This window comes from Martelella alba, from assembly GCF_006516955.1.
Taxonomy (GTDB): domain Bacteria; phylum Pseudomonadota; class Alphaproteobacteria; order Rhizobiales; family Rhizobiaceae; genus Martelella; species Martelella alba.
In genome coordinates, this window is sequence record NZ_VHLG01000003.1 from 45459 (window position 1) to 67978 (window position 22520).

Consider the following 22520-nt stretch of genomic DNA (forward strand, 5'->3'; position numbering starts at 1 on the left):
ACGAAGCAGAAAACCGTCCCGGCGAAGCAGGCGGGAAAAGTGCGCTGCGACCTCCCAATCGCAAAATCCCTTTTCCTCTGCAGCAACATGGCTGGCCGGTCTAAAGACCGTTCCGGCCTGTGCGCTTCTGCCGTTCGCCGGTTTTCTGCTGTAACTGGAACGTAATTCGGGGCGGGATGTGAGTATTTGATTTCAATCAATTGCCCCGCTCTATTTTGACAATTGCGGAAATTGCTTCAGCGCAATCTGCCTAAGGCCAAGAAAAAGGCCGGTGGATGACCGGCCTTTTTCAATCGTTTTTATTCGTGGTTTCAGGCGCTTCCACCCGTGGTTGGCGCCGTAGGCCCCGTATTGCCGCTATGCTTTTCCGCATCTATCCGGTCGAGTCGTTTTTCTAATTTCTCAAGACTGGCGCGCTGGCCCTCAACAAGATCACCCAGCATTGTGGAAGTATAGACCACGTCATCGTCATCGCGCCTGCCAATGAAGCGTCCGAAGAGCCAGCGGAACAGCCTGGCAAGATCATCCATGGCCATGAAGAAAGCCGGGACCACCAGCAGGCTGAGCACGGTGGAAACGATAATGCCGCCAATGACGGCAATCGCCATTGGCGCGCGGAAGGCAGCTCCTTCGCCGACGCCAAGCGCTGCCGGGAGCATGCCAGCAGACATGGCGATCGAGGTCATGACGATCGGGCGCGCCCGCTTCCGTCCGGCCTCCACCAATGCCGCACGCCGGTCGAGCCCGTGCCAGATCGCCTCCTTGGCAAAATCCACCAGCAGAATGGCGTTCTTTGTCACGATGCCCATCAGCATCAGAATGCCGATCATCACCGGCATGGAGAGCGGGTTGTTGGTGAGGATCAGGGCGGCGGCCACACCGCCCAGCGCCAGCGGCAGTGACAGCAGGATGGTAAAGGGCTGGATCACATCCTTGAACAGGAGAATCAGTACGGCCAGCACCAGAAACAGCCCCAGAAGCATGGCATTGATGAAGCTCTGCTGCATCTCGGCCAGGATCTTGGCATCCCCGCTTTCGGCAAGCTTCACCGTGGAAGGTATTTCCGTGCTTTCGACAATGTCACGGAAGCTTTGTGTTGCCGGATCCAGCGCCACGCCCTGCGGCAGATCGGCGCCGATCGCCACGACCCGGTGGCGATCATTGCGTTTTATCGTGCTCACCCCTTCGGAATAACTGACATCGGCGACCACCGAGAGCGGCACCAGCGTGCCATCCGACGTCTTCACCTTGAGCGCGCGAATGGCGGAGAGGTCCTTTCTGAGCGTGGTGCTGGACTGCACCCTGATCGGGATCTGCCGGTCATCAAGCGAGATCTTCGGCAGGTTGGCATCGATATCGCCAACCGTTGCCACCCGCACGGTCTCGGCAATCTGCGCTGGTGTCACACCGAGCCGGGCTGCAATTTCGCCCTTGGGCCGGATCTTCAGTTCCGGGCGGGGCAGGGCGCCCTCGTTCGAGACCTTGGACAATAGCGGATCATCGCGCAGCTTCTGCTCTAAAAGCCCGACGGCCTTTTGTAGATCGGCCTCATTGTCGGAGAGGAAGTTGAACTCGATATCACGCTCGCCGCGGTCATTCAGCTTGGTGATTCTGAGGTCCGGTATATCGTCAAGGGCGGCGAAAACGCGGCTCTCGATCTGCCATTGCGGGATCTGGCGGCCGGATGCAGGCAGTTTCGGCAGATAGGGGCCGATCAGCGGCAGGCCGCCGAATATATCGTTGACGATCGCCTCGGGCAGCGAGTGGCTGAGATTTTCCAGCGTCACGGTCAGCGTCGCCCGGCGATATTCGAGCTCACCGGTTGGTGAGGCGCCGCCGAGAACGGTTACGCTTTCGACACCGTCAAAATCCTTGATACGGTCATAGATGAGGTCGGTGACTTCTTCCGTGTCGGCAAGTTGCGCATTCGGCGGCAGTTCCACTGACAGCACGATGCGAGACGCATCTTCCGGCGGCATGAAACTGCCCGGTACTTTCGACAGGAAGAACATCGAAACGATCAGGACGATGATCGCCATGGCGATCGTCGGGTAGCGCCAGCGGGTCGTCCAGCGCACGGCGCTCGTATAGGCGCGCAGTACCCGGCCGTCATGGTGTTCGCTGTCCTCGCTTATGGTTTTCGCCGGCTGCAGCAGATAAGCTGCCATCACCGGCGTGATGAGGCGGGCCACCACCAGTGAGAAGAACACCGCAAAGGCGACCGTGAGGCCGAACTGAATGAAGTACTGACCGGGAATGCCCGGCATGAAGGAGACGGGCGCGAAGACGGCAATGATAGTGAAGGAGGTAGCGATCACCGCAAGGCCGATCTCGTCAGCCGCATCAAGGGCGGCGCGATAGGGCGTCTTGCCCATGCGGATATGCCGCTCGATATTCTCCACTTCGACAATCGCGTCATCGACCAGAATACCGGTCGCCAGCGTCAGCGAAATGAGGCTGACAAGGTTCAGCGAAAAGCCCATCAGATCCATGATCCAGAAGGTCGGGATCACCGAAAAGGGCAGCGCCACCGCCGCAATCAGCGTCGCCCGCCAGTTATGCAGAAACAGGAAGACGACGATGATGGCAAGGATCGCACCCTCGTAAAGCGTATCGAGCGCGGCGGTGTAATTCCCCTTGGTGAAATAGACCGCATCATCGATCAGGCGGATCTGCACATCGGGGTTTTCGGCGCGGACTTTTTCGAGTGCCGCATCGACGGATTCGGCAACGCTGACCTCGCTTGCGCCCTTGGAGCGGAACACGCCGAAGGAGACCACCGGTGCGCCGTTATAGCGCGAGAATGTGCGTGGCTCCTCATAGGTGTCGGTGACGGTGCCGAGATCGGAAAGCCTGGCAAAGCGGCCATTGCCGAGCGCAATCGTGCTTTCCTTCAGCTCCGTAACGGAGCGGGCGTCACCCAGTGTGCGGATCGCCTGTTCCGCACCGGCAACCTGGCCACGGCCGGATCCTGTATCGGCATTGGTGCGTCTCAGCTGGGTATTGAGATCGGAGGCCGTGATGCCATAGCTTGCAAGCTTGTTGTCATCAAGCGCAATCAGCACTTCGCGGTCAGCACCGCCATAACGATCGACCTTGCCGACGCCTTTCAGCCCCTGCAATGCGCGGCTCACCGTGTCATCGACAAACCAGGAAAGTTCCTCAAGCGACATGTTGGGTGAGGAGACCGCGAAAGTCTGGATCGCCTGGCCTTCAACATCGATCTTGGTGATGACCGGCGTTTCGGCATTGGCGGGCAGGTCGGAGCTGATGCGGTCGATCGCGTCCTTGACATCGCGCAGCGCGTCATCGGGATCGACCTCCATGCGGAACAGCACGGAGGTGATCGAAAGGCCGTCGGAAATGGTCGAGCCCAGTTCGTCGACACCATTGACGCTGGCAATGGCGTCCTCGATCTTCTTGGTGACCTGCATCTCCAGCTCGGCGGGTGCAGCCCCGCTCTGGGTTACACTGACCGAGACGACCGGCACGTCGATATTGGGAAAGCGGGTGATCGGCAGGTCGCGAAAGGCATTGAAACCCAGAAAAAGAAGCAGACCGAGCATCAACAGGGGCGCAACCGGATTGCGGATCGCCCAGGCGGAAAAGTTCATCGCTCCGGCCTCCTATTCGCTGGCAACCGGCGTGGCTTCGACCGGGTTGATCCGGTCGCCATCGCGCACATAGGCTCCTGCCCGGGCAACAATCCGGTCACCGGCTGCAAGACCTCCGGTGATCTCGATGAAATCGCCATCCTGAATGCCGGTCGAAACCGTGACCACGGCAACCGTGTCGCCCTCGACCTTGCGCACCGTTACGCCCGCGCTCTCGACATTGACGGCCGTCAGCGGCACGGCAATATTCTCAGCCTCTTCCGTGACGATCTCGGCGCGGGCATACATGCCGGCACGCGCGGTTTCGGGGTCGTCAAGCGTGATGAAAACGTCGGAAAGGCGGGTCGTCTCATCGACCACCGGTGAGACCAGCCGCACGGTGCCGGTCATGGGCTGGTCGTGGCCAACAAGGGTGATCCGCGCCTTTTGCCCGGCATGGACCTTGACGACGTCTTCTTCGGTGACCTGGGCATCAAGCTCGATCGCGCCGTCGCGGATGATGGTGAACATCGGTGTTGCCGAACCGCTGGCGATTGCGCCGATCTTGGCATTGCGTGCGGAGACAACGCCGGCCACCGGCGTCTTGATCCGGGTGCGGTCGAGCTTCAGGGCAATGTCATTGATCTCGGCCTCGGCAACCTTGATATCGGCTTCGGCGACGACAACCGCCTGGCGCGCAGCCGCCGCGGCAGCTTTCGCCTTCAGAGCGGCGGTCTCCGCCTCTTCCATGGATTGCTGGGCGAGCGAACCCATCTGGTTCAGCCGGGCGGCGCGTTCATGCTGGCGGATGGCGTCTTTCTCGCTCGCCTCGGCTGCCTGCAATTCGGCCTTCAGCTGTTCCAGACCTGCTTCAGCCTTGGCCTTGGAGGCTTCGGCGCTGCTCTTGTTCAGTATCAGCGTGTCGTCCCGCAGGGTTGCCAGAACGGCGTCTTTGGCGACATGATCGCCAATATCGGCGTTAAGACTGAGTATCGACAAGCCATCCACCAGTGGCTGCACATAGACTTCCTCGACAGGCTGGATCGTGCCGGTGGCGATTACGCGGGCGGTCAATGGCCTGACTGTGACATCGGTAACGAAGATGGAGGGCAGATTCTGCTGCGCGGCGGGCGGCATATTGGCTTCTGCGGCACTGGCCTCATGACCGAGCGATACCACCATTCCGGCTGCGGCCAGAGCAAGCATCAGGTGTCCTGGAAACATGCACTATACCTCGCTTCGCACCGCTTCCGGCGCGGGATTGGGCGTTTCAGGGGCGGAAGGGTCACAAGACGTGGTTGCCCGGTGTCTCCTTGCCTTCCGTCTATTGCGCGCAAGGGTGTCGGGCCTAAACGTGTTTCTCCGGTCCCCTCTCAGGCGGCAAGCGTGAGCACCATATGTCTCCAAACGCGAACCGCGTTCTGGAATTCGCGTTGTCTGCTGTCATATTCAAGAGGGCGTCGTGTTAGAATGTTCTAAATTGAACCAGATGGTTCGATTTGATCCGAGGGTGATGCAAAAATGCCATACGCGCCACCCTTCCGGGCAGCGCGTATTAAACTCAATCAAAAATCTGACGCAGGCTGAAGCTTACTTGCCGAGCGCCTTATTGGTGATGTCCAGCGTATAGGCGCCTTCCGGCTCCTTGGTGATCGCTGGATTGTCGGGCGAGACGGCCGACAGCAGCGTGTGGACGGTTTCGTTATAGTCGTCGACATCCAGCGAACCGTCGGAACCGGCGGTCAGCTTGGCAACTTCACCCATCATATATTGCTGGTGTTCCAGCGTCTGGGCGCCGGTATCGTCATGCTCGATGACCATTTCGGCTGCTTCATCGGGATGTTCCTCGGCATATTTCCAGCCCTTCATCGAAGCGCGGACGAAGCGGGCCATCTTGTCTTCGAAGGCCGGATCCTGCAGTTTGTCTTCCATGACATAGAGGCCGTCTTCCAGCATGCCGACGCCTTCATCGCGATAGTTGAAGACCGTCAGCTGGTCCGGCGTGATGCCGGCATCGAGGACCTGGCCATATTCGTTATAGGTCATGGTGGAGATGCAGTCGGCCTGCTTCTGGATCAGCGGGTCGACGTTGAAGCCCTGCTTCAGCACGGTGACGCCATCGTCGCCGCCATCGGTACCAAGGCCAAGCTTGGCCATCCAGGCATAGAAGGGATATTCATTGCCGTAGAACCAGACGCCAAGTGTCTTGCCGGGGAAATCGGCCGGGCTTTCAATGCCGGTTTCCTTCAGGCAGGTCAGAAGCAGACCGGAATTCTTGAACGGCTGGGCGATATTGACGAGCGGCACGCCGCGTTCGCGGGCGGCAAGGGCTGCAGCCATCCAGTCGACGATCACATCAGCGCCACCGCCGGCGATCACCTGTTCCGGAGCGATGTCAGGGCCGCCGGGCTTGATGGTGACGTCGAGGTCCTCATCGGTGTAATAGCCCTTGTCGAGCGCGACATAATAGCCGGCAAACTGGGCCTGCGTGACCCATTTCAGCTGCAGCGTGACCGGATCGGCGGCGAAGGCCTGACCGGCGAGAAGTGCAAAGACGCTTGCGGAAAGCGCCGAAATCAGTGTGGTTTTCATCTGTTCAGTTCCCCTTTGGTTGTTCTTCAGGCACTCACCGGCCGGATCGGACGGATGGATGCCAGAACGTGACGACCCGCTGGATCAGCGCCACCAGGCCATAGAATGCGGAGCCGGCAAGTGCCGCCACCGCGATTTCAGCCCACACCATGTCGATATTGGCCCGGCCCACTTCCGTGGAGATCCGGAAACCCATGCCGACCGTGGGGGTGCCGAAAAACTCGGCCACGATGGCGCCGATCAGCGCCAGCGTGGAATTGATCTTGAGTGCATTGAAGATGAAAGGCCAGGCTGCGGGCAGCCTCAGCTTCACCATGGTCTGCCACCAGGAGGCGGCATAGGTGCGCATCAGGTCGCGCTCCATATTGCCGGCCGAAGATAGGCCCTGAATGGTGTTGACCAGCATCGGAAAGAAGGTCGAGACGACCACGACCGCCGCCTTTGACTGCCAGTCAAACCCGAACCACATCACCATGATCGGGGCGATGCCGACAATTGGCAGCGCCGAAACGAAATTGCCGAGCGGCAGAAGCCCGTTCTTGAGAAAGGGTGACCGGTCGATCAGAAGCGCGACGATGAAACCGGCGCCGCAGCCCATGATATAGCCGGAGAGAACCGATTTCAGAAAGGTCTGGCGGAAATCGGCAACAAGCGTCGGGATCGAGGTGATCAGCCGGTGCCAGATCGCCGTTGGTGCCGGCAGCAGGATCGGCGAGATGTTGAAGCCAAGCACGACGCCCTGCCACAACACGATGATCGAGATGCCGAAGATGACTGGCACCAGGAACCAGGCAATGCGGTTGAAGGTGCGCGAGGAAAATTTCTGCCGCACCAGCCATTCATTGAAACCCCAGGCGACGAGCCAGAAAATCAGCGCAAACCAGAAATATCCGATCATGGCCGTGCCCCCATCCGCTTCAAAACGATGGTCTGCGTCACGCTGATGGCGGCAACCAGAACCGAGGCCAGGATTGCCGCCATGAACAGGGCGGCCCAGATCTGCACCGTCTGGCCGTAATAGGAACCGGACAGAAGCCGGGCGCCAAGCCCTGCGACAGCACCGGTCGGCAATTCGGCGATGATGGCGCCGACCAGCGAGATGGCGACGGCAATCTTCAGCGAGGTGAAGAGATAGGGCATGGCGGCCGGCAGTCTTAGCTTCCACAGGATCTGGCGCTGATTGGCATTATAGGTGTGCATCAGGTCCATCTGCAGCTGGTCCGGCGAGCGCAGGCCCTGCACCATGCCAACGGCGACGGGAAAGAAGGACAAATAGGTCGAGATCAGCGCTTTCGGTAAAAGGCCGGTGATGTTGATCGCATTCAGCACCACGATCAGCATCGGCGCCACGGCGATGATGGGGATGGTCTGGCTGGCGATGATCCACGGCATCATCGAACGGTCCATGGTGCGGTTATGGACGATGGCAATCGCCAGAAGCACCCCGAAGGACGCGCCGATGGCAAAGCCCACCAGCGTTGAGGACAGTGTCACCCAGGCGTGATAGACAAGGCTGCGTTTAGAGGTGATCTTGGTCTGAAACACCGTCTTCCACATTTCGGTGGCTACCTGCTGCGGCGCAGGCAGGACCGGGCGTTTGGAATGATAGGTCTGCTCGACAAGCTCGGAGAAGGTCAGCGTCTGGTTGGACCGCCGCGCCTGATCCTCAACGAACTGGCGGTTCATGACGACAACAAAGACGCACCACAGCGCCAGAATGACGACGACAACGGTGGCGATGGGGAGGAAGCGCTCACGCATGGAAGGCACCTCGCAACCAGCAGAAAACGTCTAGGTCGTTGCCTTTCTGCTTTCTCCGGAGAGGGGTGGTTTGCACTGCGTTTGCAACGATCGATCTCCCCCCTTGAGGGGGAGATGTCGCGAACGCGACAGAGGGGGGTAGGCGATGCATGCCGCAAGCTCCGGGTCTGCGGATAGGTTTCACCCCCCTCTGCCCCTGTCGGGGCATCTCCCCCTCAAGGGGGGAGATCGGTGGGAGCGCGTAAGCGGCGGGGAACGTGATCGTCTCGTCGGCTGGCAAAGCCTCAATCATAACGATGCCTCCCGAGGTTCGTTCTGTTCGGGCCAGCCATAGAGAACATCCGGAAGGCCTTCCTCGTTGTCGCCATCGGTGCGGTGACGTAGGCATCATCAGCCAGCGCTGAAAAACCTGCGATGCTCCCTTCCGCTTCAACCACAGAAACCGCGCGTTCAGTGAAGACCGCCTCGCGATGATGCCGTTCGACATCCGCGTGGTCGTACACACGCGGCATCCATTCCGTAGTGTCGATCCAGTTGTTGAGGATTACGGCGCAGGCGGCCATATCTTCGATCGTCGCGGCTCTGAGGACAAAATTACTCATAGCTGTGCCCCGCTCTCAGGCCCTCGCGGACACGGTGGGCAATGGCCAGGAATTCGGCGCTTTCGCGGATATCGAGCGGGCGCTCCTTTGGCAGGGGCGAGTCGATGATATCGGTGACGCGGCCGGGACGCGGGCTCATCACCACGATCTTGGTGGATAGATAGACCGCCTCGGGGATCGAGTGGGTGACGAAACAGATCGTCTTGTTGGTCGCCGCCCAGAGCTTTAAGAGCTGTTCGTTCAGATGGTCGCGGACGATTTCGTCCAGCGCGCCAAAGGGTTCGTCCATCAAGAGAAGATCGGCATCAAAGGCGAGAGCGCGGGCAATGGAGGCGCGCTGCTGCATGCCGCCGGAAAGCTGCCAGGGATATTTCTTGCCGAAGCCGGAAAGCTCCACCAGTTCCAGTACCTTTTCGATGCGCCGGGCCTGGTCGGCCTTTGTGTAGCCCATGATTTCCAGCGGCAGGGCGATGTTCTTTTCGATCGTGCGCCAGGGATAAAGGGCTGCGGCCTGAAACACATAGCCATAGGCGCGGTCGAGCCGGGCATTTTCCGGCGTGGTACCGTTGACGGTGATTTCGCCGGCGGTCTTCTGTTCAAGATCCGCAATCACCCGCAGAAAGGTGGTCTTGCCGCAGCCCGACGGGCCGATAAAGGAGACGAAATCGCCCTTCTTTACCTCGAGATTGACATCCTTCAGCGCGTGCACCGGTCCGTCATTGGTCTCGAAGGTGAGACAGAGATCTTTCGCCGAAACGACGGAAAAGGGTTCGCTGTTCATGCTTTTTGTTCCCGAAATTCCGCAAAACGGCGCGCAGCCAGCGGAAATAAGTGATTTTCAGTCAGTGCGGCGCGAAGTACATCGACATGACCGGTGACCGGCAGCCAGCGCGCTTCCTCGATTTCAGCCTGGATCCTGAAACGCGGTGCGGCAAACAGCGAAAAGGCCTCGGCCTCGACAATCAGGCCGGGCTCGTTGGCCGCCATTTCGCGAAACGTGCCTTCATAGCGGAAGGCTGCCTCGGAAAGATCAAGCGTCAGTTCTTCCATGAGCTCCCGCGTCAGCGCTGCAAGCGGCGTCTCGTCCCCATCAATCTTGCCGCCGGGCTGCTGAAAGTGCAGTGTGCCGCGTTTGCGCACGGTGAGCATCTCACCATGCGCATTGATGATCATGGCAACGGCGATACGGAAATCCGCGGGCCGGTCATGAAGGGTCATGGGCTGCTCCGATCAGACGCCGGACGGCGGAATGCCCGCCCGCTCGATCTTGCGCGGGGCGACCAGTTCCTTCCAGGTGGAAAGCGCCTTGTTGACAGCCGGATAGGGCTGGCGGGCAACGAATTTGCCCCAGCCTTCCTCGGTCTTCACCGTGGCTTCCTCGATCACGACCTTGCCACGCGACAGCGTGAAGCGCGGCAGGCCCTTCACATGCATGCCCTCGAACACATTATATTCGATCGCAGACTGCTGGCTTTCAGCGCTGATGGTCTTTTCGCGTTCCGGATCCCAGACGACCAGATCGGCATCGGCGCCAACAAGGACAGCACCCTTTTTCGGATACATGTTGAGGATCTTGGCGATATTGGTTGAGGTTGCGGCGACGAATTCGTTCATCGTCAGCCGGCCGGTGCCAACGCCATAGGTCCACAACAGCGGCAGCCGGTCCTCGACACCGCCGGTGCCATTCGGGATCTTGGTGAAATCGCCAACGCCGTAGCGCTTCTGCTGAGTGGTAAAGGCGCAGTGGTCGGTGGCAACGCAGGAGAGCGACCCCGCCTGCAGTCCGGCCCAGAGCGAGGCCTGATGTTGCTTGTTGCGGAATGGCGGCGACATGACGCGGCGGGCGGAATGATCCCAGTCCTTGTCGAAATATTCGCTCTCATCGAGAAGCAGATGCTGGATCAGCGGCTCACCGTAAACGCGCATGCCCTTCTGGCGGGCGCGGCGGATGGCCTCATGGCTCTGTTCGCAGGATGTGTGAACGACATAGAGCGGAACACCGGCCATATCAGCGATCATGATGGCGCGGTTGGTGGCTTCGCCTTCAACTTCGGCAGGCCGCGAATAGGCGTGGCCTTCCGGGCCGTTATTGCCTTCCGCCAGCAGCTTGGCCGACATGGAGGCAACGACGTCGCCGTTTTCTGCATGTACCAGCGGCATGGCGCCAAGCTCGGCGCAGCGCTGGAAGGAGGCAAACATCTCGTCGTCATTCACCATCAGCGAGCCTTTATAGGCCATGAAGTGCTTGAAGGTGTTGATACCCTTGTCCTTGACGATGGTTTCCATCTCTTCAAAGACCTGTTTGTCCCACCAAGTGATCGCCATGTGGAAGGAGTAATCGCAATTGGCACGGGTCGATTTGTTGTCCCAGCGCTTCAGCGCATCCAGCAGCGACTGGCCAGGGTCGGGCAGACAGAAATCGACCACCATGGTCGTGCCGCCCGCAAGACCGGCGCGGGTGCCGCTTTCGAAATCATCGGCCGAATAGGTGCCCATGAACGGCATTTCGAGGTGGACATGCGGGTCGATGCCACCCGGCATGACGAAGCAGCCTTCGGCGTCGAGGATCTCGTCACCGGAAAGGTCAGGGCCGATCTCGACGATCGTGCCGCCTTCGATCTTCACATCAGACTTATATGTCAGGTCAGCGGTGACAATTGTCCCGCCCTTGATCACTGTGCTCATTACTGTTCCCTTTTAAATTTCCAACGGGCGGTTTTCCGCTTCTCGTTCTTCAAATCATCAGGACCATCGCCAGTTTCTCGGCGGTGGTGTGTTTGCTGGTGTCGGTGCCGCCTGTGACGACGCTGTCACCTGAATGCTGCCGTGGCTTTTGCCCGGGCCGGCGGATTGGTTTGCCTTGACGTCAGATGCAACGGTCGAGGCTGGTCTGGCTCCGATATAGCCGATCGAGCGCAGCCCGGCTTTAGCGTCTTTCGTCGTGCTTTTCACGATGCCACCCTTTGCTTCACGGGCTCCGGTGATGTCGCGCCCGCCGTCATATCCCTGGTCATGAACAGGCTGTAGGGGTTGTCTTCATAATCGGCGAAGGGACCGCACTGGGAAAAGCCGCGCGTGCGATACATCTGCACGGCCTCGGTGTTGAGCGGTCCCGTTTCAAGAAAGAGGTGTCTTACGTTTCTATCTCTCGCCAGCGTTTCGAGAAAATCCATGATACGGCCACCGAGACCACGACCGCGCGCATCTTCAGCAACGAAGATGCGCTTCAGCTCGGCCGTGCCATCGGCAAGCCACTTGATTGCGCCACAACCCGCCGCGCGGCCATCAAGCCTGGCCACCACGAAGCTGATATCATCCTGCATCAATGCGTGGAGGTCGACGGCAAAATTGCCTTCCGGCGGGTAGAGCGTCGCCATATAGGCATCCGAACAGTCGAGAAGTGCTGTCACTTCCGCCTGATCGGGGCTTTCTATGGCGAGGACCAAGCTCACTCCACAATCTCCGCAGTTTTCAATACGGCCCTGAGCAGCACATCGGCGCCCGCCGCCGCCCATTCCTTGGAAATGTCTTCCGCCTCGTTGTGGGACAGGCCGTCAACGCAGGGGCACATGACCATGGTGGTCGGCGCCAGCTTGGCTGCCCAGCAGGCATCATGACCCGCACCGGAGACGATGTCCATATGGCTGTAGCCGAGCTCAATGGCGGACTGGCGGACATTCTCGACAAGCTCAGGCGTGAAGGTGACCGGATCGAAATGCCCGACCGCCTCGACCGCGCAGCCAACGCCGAGTTCCTCGCAGATGGCTGCGGCCTGAGTCTCGATCTTGGCGCGCATTGTGTCGAGCTTCTCCTGGTCGACCGTGCGGATATCGACCGTGAAGGTCACCGTTCCGGGCAGAACATTGCGCGAATTGGGCGAGAAAAACATCTGGCCGACGCCGCCAACGGCATTGGGCTGGCTTTCCATCGCCACTTTCTGCACCATTTCCAGGATCCGGGCCATGGCAAGCCCGGCATTGACGCGCATCGCCATTGGTGTCGAGCCGGTATGGGCCTCCTTGCCGGAAAGCGTGAATTCCAGCCACCAGAGACCCTGACAGTGCGTGACGACGCCGATCTGCTTGTTTTCGGCCTCGAGGATCGGGCCCTGTTCGATGTGGTATTCGAAATAGGCATGCATCTTGCGCGCGCCGACTTCTTCATCGCCAACCCAGCCGATCCGCTTCAGCTCGTCGCCATAGGTCAGGCCTTCAGGATCCTTGCGGCCATAGGCATAGTCCATGGTGTGAACGCCAGCGAAAACGCCGGAGGCCAGCATGGCGGGCGCAAAGCGCGCGCCTTCTTCATTGGCCCAGTTGGTGACAACGATCGGATGCTTTGTCTTGATATCAAGGTCGTTCATGGTGCGCACCAGCTCAAGCGCCGAAAGCACGCCGAGTACGCCATCATATTTGCCGCCGGTCGGCTGTGTGTCGAGATGGCTTCCGACATAGACGGGAAGCGCGTCGGGGTCGGTGCCGGGGCGGGTCATGAACATCGTGCCCATCTTGTCGACACCCATGGTGAGGCCCGCATCCTCACACCATGTCTGGAACAGCTTGCGGCCTTCAGCATCGGCGTCCGTCAGGGTCTGGCGATTATTGCCGCCGGCAATGCCGGGGCCGATCTTCGCCATGTCCATCAGGGCGTCCCAAAGGCGGTCGCCATTGATCCGCATATTCTCACCAAGTGCTGCAACCATTACGCTGCTCCCCAATTCTCTGCTTTCGGCGTTTGTTATCAGTCGTTTGATCTGTCGTTTTTAGAAATTTCAAGTTGGCCGATGCTACGCCATTGCTATTCTCGTGAAAACCGGCAAGGATTTTGACCGGTTGGTAAACTTTACAACTTCCCCGCTGTCACTCAAGAGTGGAAAGTCAATTTCAGGCGACATTTTTATAAAAAATAGCCTAAAGATTGGGCGTGATTTGTTTTTGTGCACATTGGTGCGGGTAATTGGAAAGCGAGGCGAAGGCATGACGACAGCGAGGGCGGCCAGAACACAGCGGCGGACCCGGATACAGGAGGCCAAGGAGGAAGTGATTCTCGAAGCCGCACTCGATGTCTTTTCTGCCAATGGTTTCAAAGGGTCGACGGTGGATCAGATTGCTGAGGCCGCGGGCATGTCGAAACCGAATGTGCTTTATTATTTCCGCACCAAGGAAGCGATGTTCTCAACGCTGATCGAGCGGGTCATGGAGGTGTGGCTGGCACCGCTGCGTTTCTTTGACGCAGGCTCCGATCCCGAAAGCGAAATCCGCTCCTATATCCGCCGCAAGCTGGAAATGGCACGGGATTTTCCGCGGGAGAGCCGGCTCTTTGCCAATGAGGTGCTGCAGGGTGCTCCCAATGTCGAGCCTATGCTGAAAGGCCCGCTGAAAGATCTGGTGGATGAAAAGGCCAAGGTGATCCGCACCTGGCAAAAGGCTGGAAAGCTGAGAAAGGTCGATCCCTATCACCTGATCTTCTCGATATGGGCAACGACGCAGCATTACGCCGATTTCGACGTCCAGATCCGCGCCGTTCTCGGTGACGGGCTTTATGGCGAGGGACGTTATGAAGATGCAGCCCGCTATCTCGAAACACTCTTCGTCAAAGGGCTGGTGATTGACGGCCAGTCCGGTTGAGTCGCGGTGAGGGCGCGGCCCGGTTGCGCCAGGCATCGAAGTGAAAAAGGCCGGCGGAGCGATCCGCCGGCCTCTCGTCAATATCAGATCACGGAGGAATGAGGCTTTAGTTCGCCTTCTCGTCCGTCTTTGTGTCGTCTGTCTTGCTGTCCGTTGTTGCGGCCGCCTGGGTCTGCTGCTCTTCGCTCTGCAGCTCTTGTACTGCCTTGTTCGGGTCAGCAGGGTAGGACGGATCGGTTTTCGTGCCTTCGATGAGATCGATGGCATATTGCAACTGGACATCATCCTTCGGATCTTGTGGCACATAAGCAACCGAACCGGAGCCGGAATCCGTCTCATCGGCACCCTGAATGTGGCCGCGCAGGCTCGATTCGCCTTCCGGCACGACGAGATCCTTGATGTCGTCGGGAAGCTTCTGCTGGACGATAATGTCGGGCTCAATACCTGTGCCCTGGATCGATGTACCCGACGGCGTGTAGTAAAGCGCCGTCGTCAGGCGCAGCGAGCCCTCATTGCCGAGCGGCACGATGGTCTGGACGGACCCCTTGCCGAAGCTGCGGGTGCCGACAAGCGTTGCGCGCTTGAGGTCATGCAGCGCACCGGCAACGATCTCAGATGCCGAAGCCGAGCCGCCATTGATCAGCACGATCAGCGGTTTGCCGTTGGTCAGATCGCCCGGACCGGCATCGAAGCGGCGGGTTTCCTGCGGGTTGCGCCCGCGTGTGGAGACCACCTCGCCACCGGTAAGGAACGTATCGGATACGGCCACAGCCTGGTTCAGGAAGCCGCCCGGATTGAGGCGCAGGTCGAGGATATAGCCCTTCAGCTTGTCTTCCGGCACCTCGGACTGGATCTTCTCGATTGCATCCTTGAGGTTTTCGTCAAGCTTCTCGTTCATGAAGGTCGAGATGCGGATATAGCCGACATCGTCGTTTTCGACACGGGCCTTGACCGAATTCATCGGGATCACGCCGCGTACGATCGTCATGTCGATCGGCTTGTCGACCCCGTCGCGCATAATGGTGACATCAATCGGCTCGCCGACATTGCCACGCATCAAGTCCACAGCGTCGTTGAGCGACATGCCCCGCACGCTTTGATGATCGATCTCGATGATCTTGTCGCCTGCCATGACACCGGCCTTGGCAGCCGGTGTGTCGTCGATCGGGGCGACAACCTTGACGACTTCGTCTTCCATTGTGACTTCGATGCCGAGGCCGCCGAACTCACCCTTGGATTCGTCACGCATTTCCTCCGATTCTTCGGCGGTCATGTAGCTCGAATGCGGGTCAAGGCCGCTCAGCATGCCGTTAATGGCATCTTCGATCATTTTCTGCTCGTCGGGCGGCGTCACATACTGGGCGCGCACGCGTTCGAACACGTCTCCAAACAGCGACATTTCCTTATAAGTGGAATCGTCGCCCGCTGCGCGTGCTGGGATGTCGGCCGAGAAAATGACCCCCGTTACCGAAGCGCCAATCGCGACGCCAGCCAACAGAAGCGTAGCTCTACGTATCATTGCGTGCCTTTCCATTTTTGTCTTCCGCCCACCAGGATTGCGAATCGACCGGTTTTCCGTCATGCCGGAACTCAATGTAGAGTGTCGGCTTCTCCGTTTCCAGCGCTAGCGTTGCTGCACTTGCAACCCGTGTTGCGCCCATGGCCGCCAGGGGTTCGCCCGAGAAAATGAAGTCGCCCTGCCTTACCTTTAAACCATCCATGCCCGTCATGACGATATGGTAGCCGTCGCCGACATTGAGAATGACCATCTCACCATAGCTGCGAAAACGACCTGCATAGACCACTGTACCATCGGCGGGTGCCGTTACCAGAGCACCGGGGCGTGTTTCGACTGTTATACCTGTCGCATTATGCCCGGTTCCATCCGGATCGCCGTAAGAGCGGAGGATTTTGCCGTCGACAGGCAGAATGAGACGATCTTTTAGATCAGAAAACGGATATGCGGGCGTAATGCGGTTTTTATCGGGCGGAATTGAGAGCGCCCGTTCGCGGGCCGCGTTTTTCTGCGCTTCCGTCATGCTGGATTGACGGGCTGCTTCTTCCGCCGCCAGCTTGGAGGCGTTTCGCGCGGAAGAGATCTCCGTCTCCAGCGAGGCGATCAGGCTGTTGAGGTCGGTGGCTTTGGCCGCAAGTGCTTCAGCCTGGCTTTGCTCTGCGGCGAGCGTATCTGCACTTTGCTGGCGCGAACGGTCGTTCTCCGCCATCAACAGGTCCATGCGCTTTTCCTCCTCGGCAATGGCGTCGAGGGATTGTGCCAGGCCATCACGCTCGCTGACCAGCTCCGTCTTGACCGATTGCAGCGCCTTCAGATCTGCCAGTACACCATCCAGCTTGTCGCGCAGTTCCGGCACGACGCCGTTCAAAAGGATGGCGGAGCGTACCGAGGCGAGCGCATCGCCCGGCGAAACCAGAAGGGCTGGCGGTGGATCACGCCCCATGCGCTGCAACGCCGCCAGCACATCGGCCAGCACATCGCGCTCGGCGTTGAGCGACTGGTGAAGGGCGTCTTCCTTTGTCGTCAGGTCCGCTATCTTCTGCTCGCTGTCGCCGATTTTTTCCTCAAGCGCGCGCCGCCGGGCGGCCGAATCCACCAGGGCCTGTTTCAGGCTGGCATTGTCACCAGCGAATTTGTCGATCTCGGCCTGTAGCTGACTGATCCTGCCGGATGAAAGGGTGATGTTCTGCTGCAGCTTGTCAAGCTCGACCTGCTTTTCGTCGCGCTCGTCGGAGAGCTTGCTCACCAGCGCCTCGGCATCGCTGGTTTCCGTTCCTGCCGCATCGTCCGCCATGGCCGGAAGCTGGGGCAGGAGTGGCAGGCAGAAAACGGACAGCAAGGCGAGCGAAAGCAAGCGCTGCTGCGCTGCCCTGCCGATCCTGCCTGGCCATCTCATCTTCATCGCCGCTCTTCTACCGATTTTCGGGTCGAGCTTTGACGGATAGCGGTTAATGAAGACTAAACCAAGCCATTCCTGCCTGCTCAACAATGTGTGAGAGTTTCAGGCGCGGTGATAGGGATGACCGGCCATGAGTGTTACAGAGCGGTAGAGCTGTTCGGCCAGAAGGATGCGCACGATCTGGTGCGGCCAGGTCATGGCGCCGAAATTCACCGTCATACTGGCGCGTTCCCGCAGCGAAGGATCGAGACCATCGGCGCCGCCAATGGCGAAGATGACTTCGCGCTTGCCGGAATCGCGGATCTTCTCGATGGCTCCGGCAAAACTTTCACTGTCATGCGATTTACCATGTTCATCCAGAAGGATCAGCACCGTGTCGGGTGCAAGGCTGCGCAGCAGAACATCCGCTTCTTCGCGCTTGCGCGTGTCGGCATTGCCGGCACGGCTCTCGCTCACTTCGTTGACGCGTGTAAACTCAATGCCGTGAGCGCGTCCCATCTTGGATAGCCGGTCGAGATAGCGTGCAACGAGCTCTTTTTCCGGGCCGGATTTCAGCCGCCCGACGGCGAATATACCGATCTGCATAATGTTCAGTCTTTTCTGTTCCGGCTGCAATGCGACCCGACTGCGGGAGAAAACCGGTGTCGCCCGCTTCGTGCCGCGTCCTGCCCTTGCACAATCGCTCCGGCGAGAAAACGGTCTCGCGTTCCGCGCCGATGCGTCCCGGCAGGCTTTGGCCCATTCCGCTCTAGGCCGACAAAGAGGCTGATGCCCTACCGGCACACGCAAACCGTTGGACCGTCAAGCCAGACGGCCCCGATACATTGTTAACCTTGGCGCAAACAGCCTTCTCTGCCCGTCGCAAAACGATGCGATGCAGTTACATGCCCATCGTCGCGCCGGGCGCTGACGGCCTAATGCAGTCTTCCTTCGCCCATTTCCGGTGCCGACCACATCCGCTCGATATTGTAGAACTCGCGGACTTCGGGACGGAAGACGTGGACGATGATGTCACCGGTGTCGATCAGAACCCAATCACCGGCATCTGCGCCTTCGACGCGCGCCGGACCAAGACCGGCATCCTTGATGTCGCGGACCAGATGATCGCAGATCGCCACGACATGACGGTTCGAGCGGCCCGAAACCACGACCATATGGTCGCCGAGCGCCGATTTGCCAGCAATGTCGATGGTGACAATATCTTCTGCTTTCGAATCCTCGAGGCTGTCGAGGACGACGGAGAGAGCCGCGTTGGCGGACTGTGTGCCGCTGTTGGCGCTCTTCGGACCGGCTTTGTCAGCCTTGTCCTTGGCGTGCAATGTTGTCAGGGGTCTTCCTTTCTTCAATGACCGGAACAAGCACGAAACACGACTCGTGTGCCAGAGCGAGCCGTGAAGGTAGAATACCTGCCAAATGGCCTGTCTTGCAAGATGTGTGGCGCATTGTGCTGATATCTGCGTCGGCGCTATTTGGCTTTCACCTTGTTATTCAAGTGCAAATAATACCGCTGTGGCATCGTCGGAAACCTTGAAACGGGGGAATTTCTGCCCGTCCGGGTCGACCGTGCGCTCGATATCGCGCAACGCGTTGATGAGTGGCAACAGGCCGTGGGAGCGTGCGGCGGAGACAAGACTGCCGGGATCAAACAGATCATAGGCATCGCAAAGTGCGGCAAAACCATCTGAGCAGACCAGTCCATAGGCGGGCAGGGCAATGGCGATCTCCGTGCTGACAATATGGTCGGCAGCATCCGGCACCAGGCCAAGGGTCCAGATTCGTCCACCTTCGGTATTGTGTTTTTCCCGGCCCGCTCTCAGGCTTGCAAGTGTTTCGGGATCACGGTTGAGCCTGCCGAGACCGGCCAACCCGCCGACGCGCTCGATATGGGCGGCGGCCGAGGCGGTTTCCCGTTCGCGATTGTCTTCAAGAGCGCTTGCCTGAAAGATGTTTTTATTGGCATCAAGAAGAAACAGACGACAGTCGCCCAGCCCGTGAGTGACCAGCCGGTTGCCCTCGATCCTGAGCATCTGAAAGGCCGCTGCCGGCCAGCCATGACGCGGTGCCGCTTCGCCCTCTGCTGCATGGCTGAACTGCTGTCCGGCCCGTTCATTCAGCGCCCGCACGGTATCGGTGAGCGCCATGCCGTCAGCCTTCTCGAAAAATTCCGTGGCCAGATGGGCAAGCCAGGCAGCGTCGCTGCCATGTCCCGCCATATATTGCCGGTCAGCAAGACCCGTTGCGCCATCGATAACGAAGACGCTTTCTTCCGTCCAGCCGCAACTGTCATCATTGGTGCCGCCGGCTGTTCCAGGGTCAGTGATATGGTCGATAATCGTCAGGCGCGTCATTCGGTATCCCGGCGGTCGTCTGCGCGGTTCAGGCCGATGCGCAGAGCGGTTGAACTCAATGGCGATCGCGGGCCGTGGATGAAGGTCCAGGCTGGCGGCTGTCTGAGGTGGAGCGTGGCGGCATTGCGCTCATGCACGCGATAACGCGCGAAGGTGCGCGCTGTCTTTGATGACAGATGGGCCAGACTTGATCCGGGCCGGTCGATGACGGCCATCGGCACCATCCGGGCAATCGCCTTCCATTGCTGCCAGCGATGAAAATCGGCCAGATTGTCGGCGCCCATGATCCAGATGAAGTGGACACCGGGGTGGCGCGCCTTGATGATGCGGATGGTTTTGGCGGTGTAGCTGGTCGCAAGTCCCTTCTCCAGCGCCGTCACCTTGATGTGCGGATCGCGCGCAAGGCGGCGGCTCTCGCCAAGGCGTTCAGCAAGGGGCGCACTGCCCGTCTTCAAGGGGTTGCCGGGGGTGACCATCCACCAGAGCTGGTCGAGGCCAAGGCGCTGGATGGCAAGCTTTGCCACCAGCAGATGCCCCTCATGCGGCGGGTTGAACGAACCGCCGAAAAGCCCGATCACCATGCCCCGTTCGCAATGGGGCATGGTCAGATAACGGCGCTCGATCGTCGTTTCGCCCACGCCTTACGCCCTTGTCTGGCCAGTGCCGTGAACGCGATATTTGAACGAGGTCAGCTGTTCCACACCGACCGGGCCGCGCGCATGCATCTTGCCGGTTGCGATGCCGATCTCCGCTCCCATGCCGAACTCGCCGCCATCGGCAAATTGCGTCGAGGCGTTGTGCAGCAGGATGGCGCTGTCGATTTCGTTGAAGAAACGGGCAACGACAGCGGGATCTTCGGCGATCACGGCCTCGGTGTGATGCGAGGAATAATGTTCGATATGGTCGATGGCGCCGGAAATGCCGTCGACCAGCTTCACCGAGATGATGGCATCGAGATATTCGGTGTACCAGTCATCCTCGGTGGCTTCGGGCCGGCCGGGCAGGCTGCTCGAAAGCGTAGGGTCGACACGGACCTCGCAGCCGGCCTTTTCCAGCGCTTCCACCAGCGGCAGCAAAAGACGCTCGGCGCCGGCGCGGTCAACCAGCAGCGTTTCGGCTGCACCGCAAATGCCGGTGCGGCGCATCTTGGCGTTGACGACAATCTTTTCCGCCATGGCGAGATCAGCGGACTTGTCGACATAGACATGGCAGAGCCCTTCCAGATGGGCAAAGACCGGTACGCGTGCCTCGCGCTGAACACGGCCGACAAGGCTCTTGCCGCCACGCGGCACAATCACGTCAATGGCGCCATCAAGACCGGCGAGCATGGCGCCGACAGCGGCACGGTCGGTGGTCGGCACGATCTGGATTGCATCTTCCGGCAATCCAGCCTGACGCAGCCCCGCTTTCATTGCTTCATGAATGGCGCGGGCCGAGCGGGCCGAATCCGAACCGCCGCGCAGGATCACGGCATTACCGGCCTTCAGCGTCAGTGCACCGGCGTCGGCCGTCACATTGGGGCGGCTTTCATAAATCACGCCGATGACGCCAAGCGGCGTGCGAACGCGCTCGATCTTCAGGCCGTTGGGCCGGTCCCATGCGGCCATCAGGTCGCCGACCGGATCTTTCAGCGCCGCGACAGCACGCAAGCCTTCCGCCATGGCAGCAACGCGTTTCTCATCCAGTTGCAGCCGGTCCATGAAGGAGCCTGTCAGCCCGTTCTTGCGGCCATCGGCAACATCGTCTGCATTGGCTTTGAGAATATCGGCCATATGCGCCTCGATCTGGTCCGCCATGGCCAGAAGGGCGGCATTTTTCTGTTCCGTTGGCGCAATCGCAAGCGCATGGGATGCGGCCTTTGCCCGTCTGCCCATGTCGAGCATCAGGGTGCCTACGTCACTCATCGTTGCGATATTCTCAAGCATGGGTTCCATCCTTGTTGCCTGCCATTTCATGCAGGGTCATGACCAGATCGTCGCGGTGTACCATCGCCGCCCGTGCTGGATAGCCCAAAATGGCCTCGATGCCACCCGTTTTCTGCCCGGCAATCAATCTGGCCTCGTCGCTGTCATAGCCGGACAGGCCTCGGGCGATCTCGCCGCCGAAGCGGTTGACGATGGCAACGGTGTCGCCGCGGGAGAAATGCCCGTCAACGGCGCTGACGCCTGCCGGCAGCAGCGAATTGCCGCGCTTCAGCGCCGCAACCGCGCCATCATCGATATGGATCGTCCCGGCAGGCAGAAGCTGACCGGCAATCCAGGTCTTGCGGGCATTGACCGGGCTATGCGAGGCATGAAACATCGAATGGCGCGCGCCGTCTTCGACTGACCTTAGCGGATGATCGATCTTGCCGGAAGCGATGATCATGGCGCAGCCGGCCGTGGTGGCGATCTTGCCCGCCTCGATCTTGGTATGCATGCCGCCGCGCGAAAGCTCAGAGGCCGCACCACCGGCCATCGCCTCGATCTCGGGGGTGATGACGGGAATTTCCGCCAGGAATTTCGCGCTCGGGTCCAGATGCGGCGGCGCTGAATAAAGCCCGTCAATATCTGAGAGCAGGATCAGCAGATCGGCGCCGATCATGGTGGCGACGCGGGCGGCCAGCCGGTCATTGTCGCCATAACGGATTTCCGACGTGGCGATCGTGTCGTTTTCATTGACGATCGGTACCGCGCCGGCCTTCAGAAGCTGGCGGATCGTCGCGCGGGCATTGAGATATTGCCGGCGTTCCTCTGTGTTCTGCAGCGTCAGCAGGATCTGTCCGGCGAGAATATCATGCGCCTTCAGGGCTTCCGTCCATGCACCGGCAAGGCCGATCTGGCCGACAGCCGCCGCCGCCTGGGCTTCTTCCAGTTTCAGGGCGCCCGGATGGGTGTGCAGCACGGTGCGACCGAGGGCGACAGCGCCGGAGGAAACCACCAGCACCTCTACGCCCTTTTCCTTCAGCACGGCGATGTCATCGCAAAGCCGTCTCAACCAGTCGCGCTTCAACCCGTTTCCACGCTCGACCAGAAGGGCCGAGCCAATCTTGATGACGATCCGGTGATAATGGGCGAGCGCCCGTTTTGCCCCGTGGGTCATT

20 protein-coding genes are annotated in these 22520 nt (G+C 59.8%); 1 reads left to right on the top strand and 19 read right to left on the bottom strand.

All coding sequences use genetic code 11. The annotated features are described in order from the left end of the window. Positions 1 to 311: 311 nt before the first annotated feature. The 11 genes from FJU08_RS06600 to FJU08_RS06650 form a co-directional block, all read right to left on the bottom strand. Entirely contained in the window at positions 312 to 3614 is a 3303-nt protein-coding gene (locus tag FJU08_RS06600) for an efflux RND transporter permease subunit (RefSeq protein WP_141148198.1), read from the bottom strand. A gap of 12 nt (positions 3615 to 3626) precedes the next feature. After that, positions 3627 to 4799, bottom strand: coding sequence for an efflux RND transporter periplasmic adaptor subunit (locus FJU08_RS06605; RefSeq protein WP_141148199.1), 1173 nt, complete (start codon positions 4797 to 4799; stop codon positions 3627 to 3629). 384 nt (positions 4800 to 5183) lie between these two features. Next, positions 5184 to 6185 carry an ABC transporter substrate-binding protein gene (locus tag FJU08_RS06610; protein ID WP_141148200.1) on the bottom strand — a complete coding sequence of 334 codons (1002 nt, stop codon included), beginning with the start codon at positions 6183 to 6185 and terminating at the stop codon, positions 5184 to 5186. A gap of 34 nt (positions 6186 to 6219) precedes the next feature. Continuing rightward, a complete protein-coding gene (locus tag FJU08_RS06615) occupies positions 6220 to 7083 on the bottom strand; it encodes an ABC transporter permease (protein WP_141148201.1) in 864 nt (287 codons plus the stop codon). Continuing rightward, complete coding sequence (locus tag FJU08_RS06620; protein WP_181409771.1) at positions 7080 to 7955, bottom strand: ABC transporter permease; 876 nt, start codon at positions 7953 to 7955, stop codon at positions 7080 to 7082. Before FJU08_RS06620 ends, FJU08_RS06615 begins: the two co-directional genes overlap by 4 nt. A 275-nt stretch (positions 7956 to 8230) precedes the next feature. Beyond that, positions 8231 to 8548 carry a GNAT family N-acetyltransferase gene (locus FJU08_RS06625; protein ID WP_235890611.1) on the bottom strand — a complete coding sequence of 106 codons (318 nt, stop codon included), beginning with the start codon at positions 8546 to 8548 and terminating at the stop codon, positions 8231 to 8233. Then, positions 8541 to 9329, bottom strand: a complete 789-nt coding sequence (locus FJU08_RS06630) for an ABC transporter ATP-binding protein (RefSeq protein ID WP_141148203.1) — start codon at positions 9327 to 9329, stop codon at positions 8541 to 8543. The genes FJU08_RS06625 and FJU08_RS06630 overlap by 8 nt, the downstream gene beginning before the upstream one ends. Next, positions 9326 to 9766, bottom strand: a complete 441-nt coding sequence (locus FJU08_RS06635) for an NUDIX hydrolase (protein ID WP_141148204.1) — start codon at positions 9764 to 9766, stop codon at positions 9326 to 9328. The genes FJU08_RS06630 and FJU08_RS06635 overlap by 4 nt, the downstream gene beginning before the upstream one ends. A 12-nt stretch (positions 9767 to 9778) precedes the next feature. Continuing rightward, positions 9779 to 11233: a dihydropyrimidinase gene (hydA, locus tag FJU08_RS06640; protein ID WP_141148205.1), complete on the bottom strand. Its 1455-nt coding sequence runs from the start codon at positions 11231 to 11233 to the stop codon at positions 9779 to 9781. A 263-nt stretch (positions 11234 to 11496) separates the two neighbouring features. After that, positions 11497 to 12000, bottom strand: a complete 504-nt coding sequence (locus FJU08_RS06645; protein ID WP_181409772.1) for a GNAT family N-acetyltransferase — start codon at positions 11998 to 12000, stop codon at positions 11497 to 11499. After that, complete coding sequence (locus FJU08_RS06650) at positions 11997 to 13250, bottom strand: Zn-dependent hydrolase (RefSeq protein ID WP_141148207.1); 1254 nt, start codon at positions 13248 to 13250, stop codon at positions 11997 to 11999. Before FJU08_RS06650 ends, FJU08_RS06645 begins: the two co-directional genes overlap by 4 nt. A gap of 274 nt (positions 13251 to 13524) precedes the next feature. Here FJU08_RS06650 and FJU08_RS06655 point away from each other — a divergent pair, with 274 nt between their 5' ends. Continuing rightward, a complete protein-coding gene (locus FJU08_RS06655) occupies positions 13525 to 14175 on the top strand; it encodes a TetR family transcriptional regulator C-terminal domain-containing protein (RefSeq protein ID WP_141148208.1) in 651 nt (216 codons plus the stop codon). A 106-nt stretch (positions 14176 to 14281) separates the two neighbouring features. Here the strand turns inward: FJU08_RS06655 and FJU08_RS06660 are convergent, their stop codons facing one another. The 8 genes from FJU08_RS06660 to proB form a co-directional block, all read right to left on the bottom strand. Then, positions 14282 to 15694, bottom strand: coding sequence for a S41 family peptidase (locus FJU08_RS06660; RefSeq protein ID WP_141148209.1), 1413 nt, complete (start codon positions 15692 to 15694; stop codon positions 14282 to 14284). After that, positions 15684 to 17093: a murein hydrolase activator EnvC family protein gene (locus tag FJU08_RS06665; RefSeq protein WP_235890612.1), complete on the bottom strand. Its 1410-nt coding sequence runs from the start codon at positions 17091 to 17093 to the stop codon at positions 15684 to 15686. The genes FJU08_RS06660 and FJU08_RS06665 overlap by 11 nt, the downstream gene beginning before the upstream one ends. A 99-nt stretch (positions 17094 to 17192) precedes the next feature. After that, entirely contained in the window at positions 17193 to 17675 is a 483-nt protein-coding gene (rlmH, locus tag FJU08_RS06670; protein ID WP_141148210.1) for a 23S rRNA (pseudouridine(1915)-N(3))-methyltransferase RlmH, read from the bottom strand. Between the two features lie 329 nt (positions 17676 to 18004). Continuing rightward, positions 18005 to 18448, bottom strand: coding sequence for a ribosome silencing factor (rsfS, locus tag FJU08_RS06675; protein WP_141148211.1), 444 nt, complete (start codon positions 18446 to 18448; stop codon positions 18005 to 18007). Between the two features lie 126 nt (positions 18449 to 18574). Then, the gene (locus FJU08_RS06680) at positions 18575 to 19438 is read right to left on the bottom strand and encodes a hypothetical protein (RefSeq protein ID WP_141148212.1); all 864 of its coding nucleotides are present in this window, start codon (positions 19436 to 19438) and stop codon (positions 18575 to 18577) included. Next, the gene (locus FJU08_RS06685; protein WP_141148594.1) at positions 19435 to 20040 is read right to left on the bottom strand and encodes a nicotinate-nucleotide adenylyltransferase; all 606 of its coding nucleotides are present in this window, start codon (positions 20038 to 20040) and stop codon (positions 19435 to 19437) included. The genes FJU08_RS06680 and FJU08_RS06685 overlap by 4 nt, the downstream gene beginning before the upstream one ends. 39 nt (positions 20041 to 20079) lie before the next feature. Next, positions 20080 to 21363: a glutamate-5-semialdehyde dehydrogenase gene (locus FJU08_RS06690; RefSeq protein ID WP_141148213.1), complete on the bottom strand. Its 1284-nt coding sequence runs from the start codon at positions 21361 to 21363 to the stop codon at positions 20080 to 20082. Then, positions 21356 to 22519: a glutamate 5-kinase gene (gene proB / locus FJU08_RS06695; protein ID WP_141148214.1), complete on the bottom strand. Its 1164-nt coding sequence runs from the start codon at positions 22517 to 22519 to the stop codon at positions 21356 to 21358. Before proB ends, FJU08_RS06690 begins: the two co-directional genes overlap by 8 nt. Position 22520 lies beyond the last annotated feature (1 nt).

Coding starts and splice junctions, on each gene's coding strand:
- FJU08_RS06635 (WP_141148204.1), bottom strand. CDS start 9,766: ATGACCCTTCATGACCGGCCCGCGGATTTCCGTATCGCCGTTGCCATG.
- FJU08_RS06625 (WP_235890611.1), bottom strand. CDS start 8,548: ATGAGTAATTTTGTCCTCAGAGCCGCGACGATCGAAGATATGGCCGCC.
- FJU08_RS06615 (WP_141148201.1), bottom strand. CDS start 7,083: ATGATCGGATATTTCTGGTTTGCGCTGATTTTCTGGCTCGTCGCCTGG.
- FJU08_RS06610 (WP_141148200.1), bottom strand. CDS start 6,185: ATGAAAACCACACTGATTTCGGCGCTTTCCGCAAGCGTCTTTGCACTT.
- FJU08_RS06630 (WP_141148203.1), bottom strand. CDS start 9,329: ATGAACAGCGAACCCTTTTCCGTCGTTTCGGCGAAAGATCTCTGTCTC.
- proB (WP_141148214.1), bottom strand. CDS start 22,519: ATGACCCACGGGGCAAAACGGGCGCTCGCCCATTATCACCGGATCGTC.
- FJU08_RS06680 (WP_141148212.1), bottom strand. CDS start 19,438: ATGACGCGCCTGACGATTATCGACCATATCACTGACCCTGGAACAGCC.
- hydA (WP_141148205.1), bottom strand. CDS start 11,233: ATGAGCACAGTGATCAAGGGCGGGACAATTGTCACCGCTGACCTGACA.
- FJU08_RS06690 (WP_141148213.1), bottom strand. CDS start 21,363: ATGCTTGAGAATATCGCAACGATGAGTGACGTAGGCACCCTGATGCTC.
- FJU08_RS06685 (WP_141148594.1), bottom strand. CDS start 20,040: ATGCCCCATTGCGAACGGGGCATGGTGATCGGGCTTTTCGGCGGTTCG.
- FJU08_RS06655 (WP_141148208.1), top strand. CDS start 13,525: ATGACGACAGCGAGGGCGGCCAGAACACAGCGGCGGACCCGGATACAG.
- FJU08_RS06665 (WP_235890612.1), bottom strand. CDS start 17,093: ATGAAGATGAGATGGCCAGGCAGGATCGGCAGGGCAGCGCAGCAGCGC.
- rlmH (WP_141148210.1), bottom strand. CDS start 17,675: ATGCAGATCGGTATATTCGCCGTCGGGCGGCTGAAATCCGGCCCGGAA.
- FJU08_RS06650 (WP_141148207.1), bottom strand. CDS start 13,250: ATGGTTGCAGCACTTGGTGAGAATATGCGGATCAATGGCGACCGCCTT.
- FJU08_RS06605 (WP_141148199.1), bottom strand. CDS start 4,799: ATGCTTGCTCTGGCCGCAGCCGGAATGGTGGTATCGCTCGGTCATGAG.
- FJU08_RS06600 (WP_141148198.1), bottom strand. CDS start 3,614: ATGAACTTTTCCGCCTGGGCGATCCGCAATCCGGTTGCGCCCCTGTTG.
- FJU08_RS06660 (WP_141148209.1), bottom strand. CDS start 15,694: ATGATACGTAGAGCTACGCTTCTGTTGGCTGGCGTCGCGATTGGCGCT.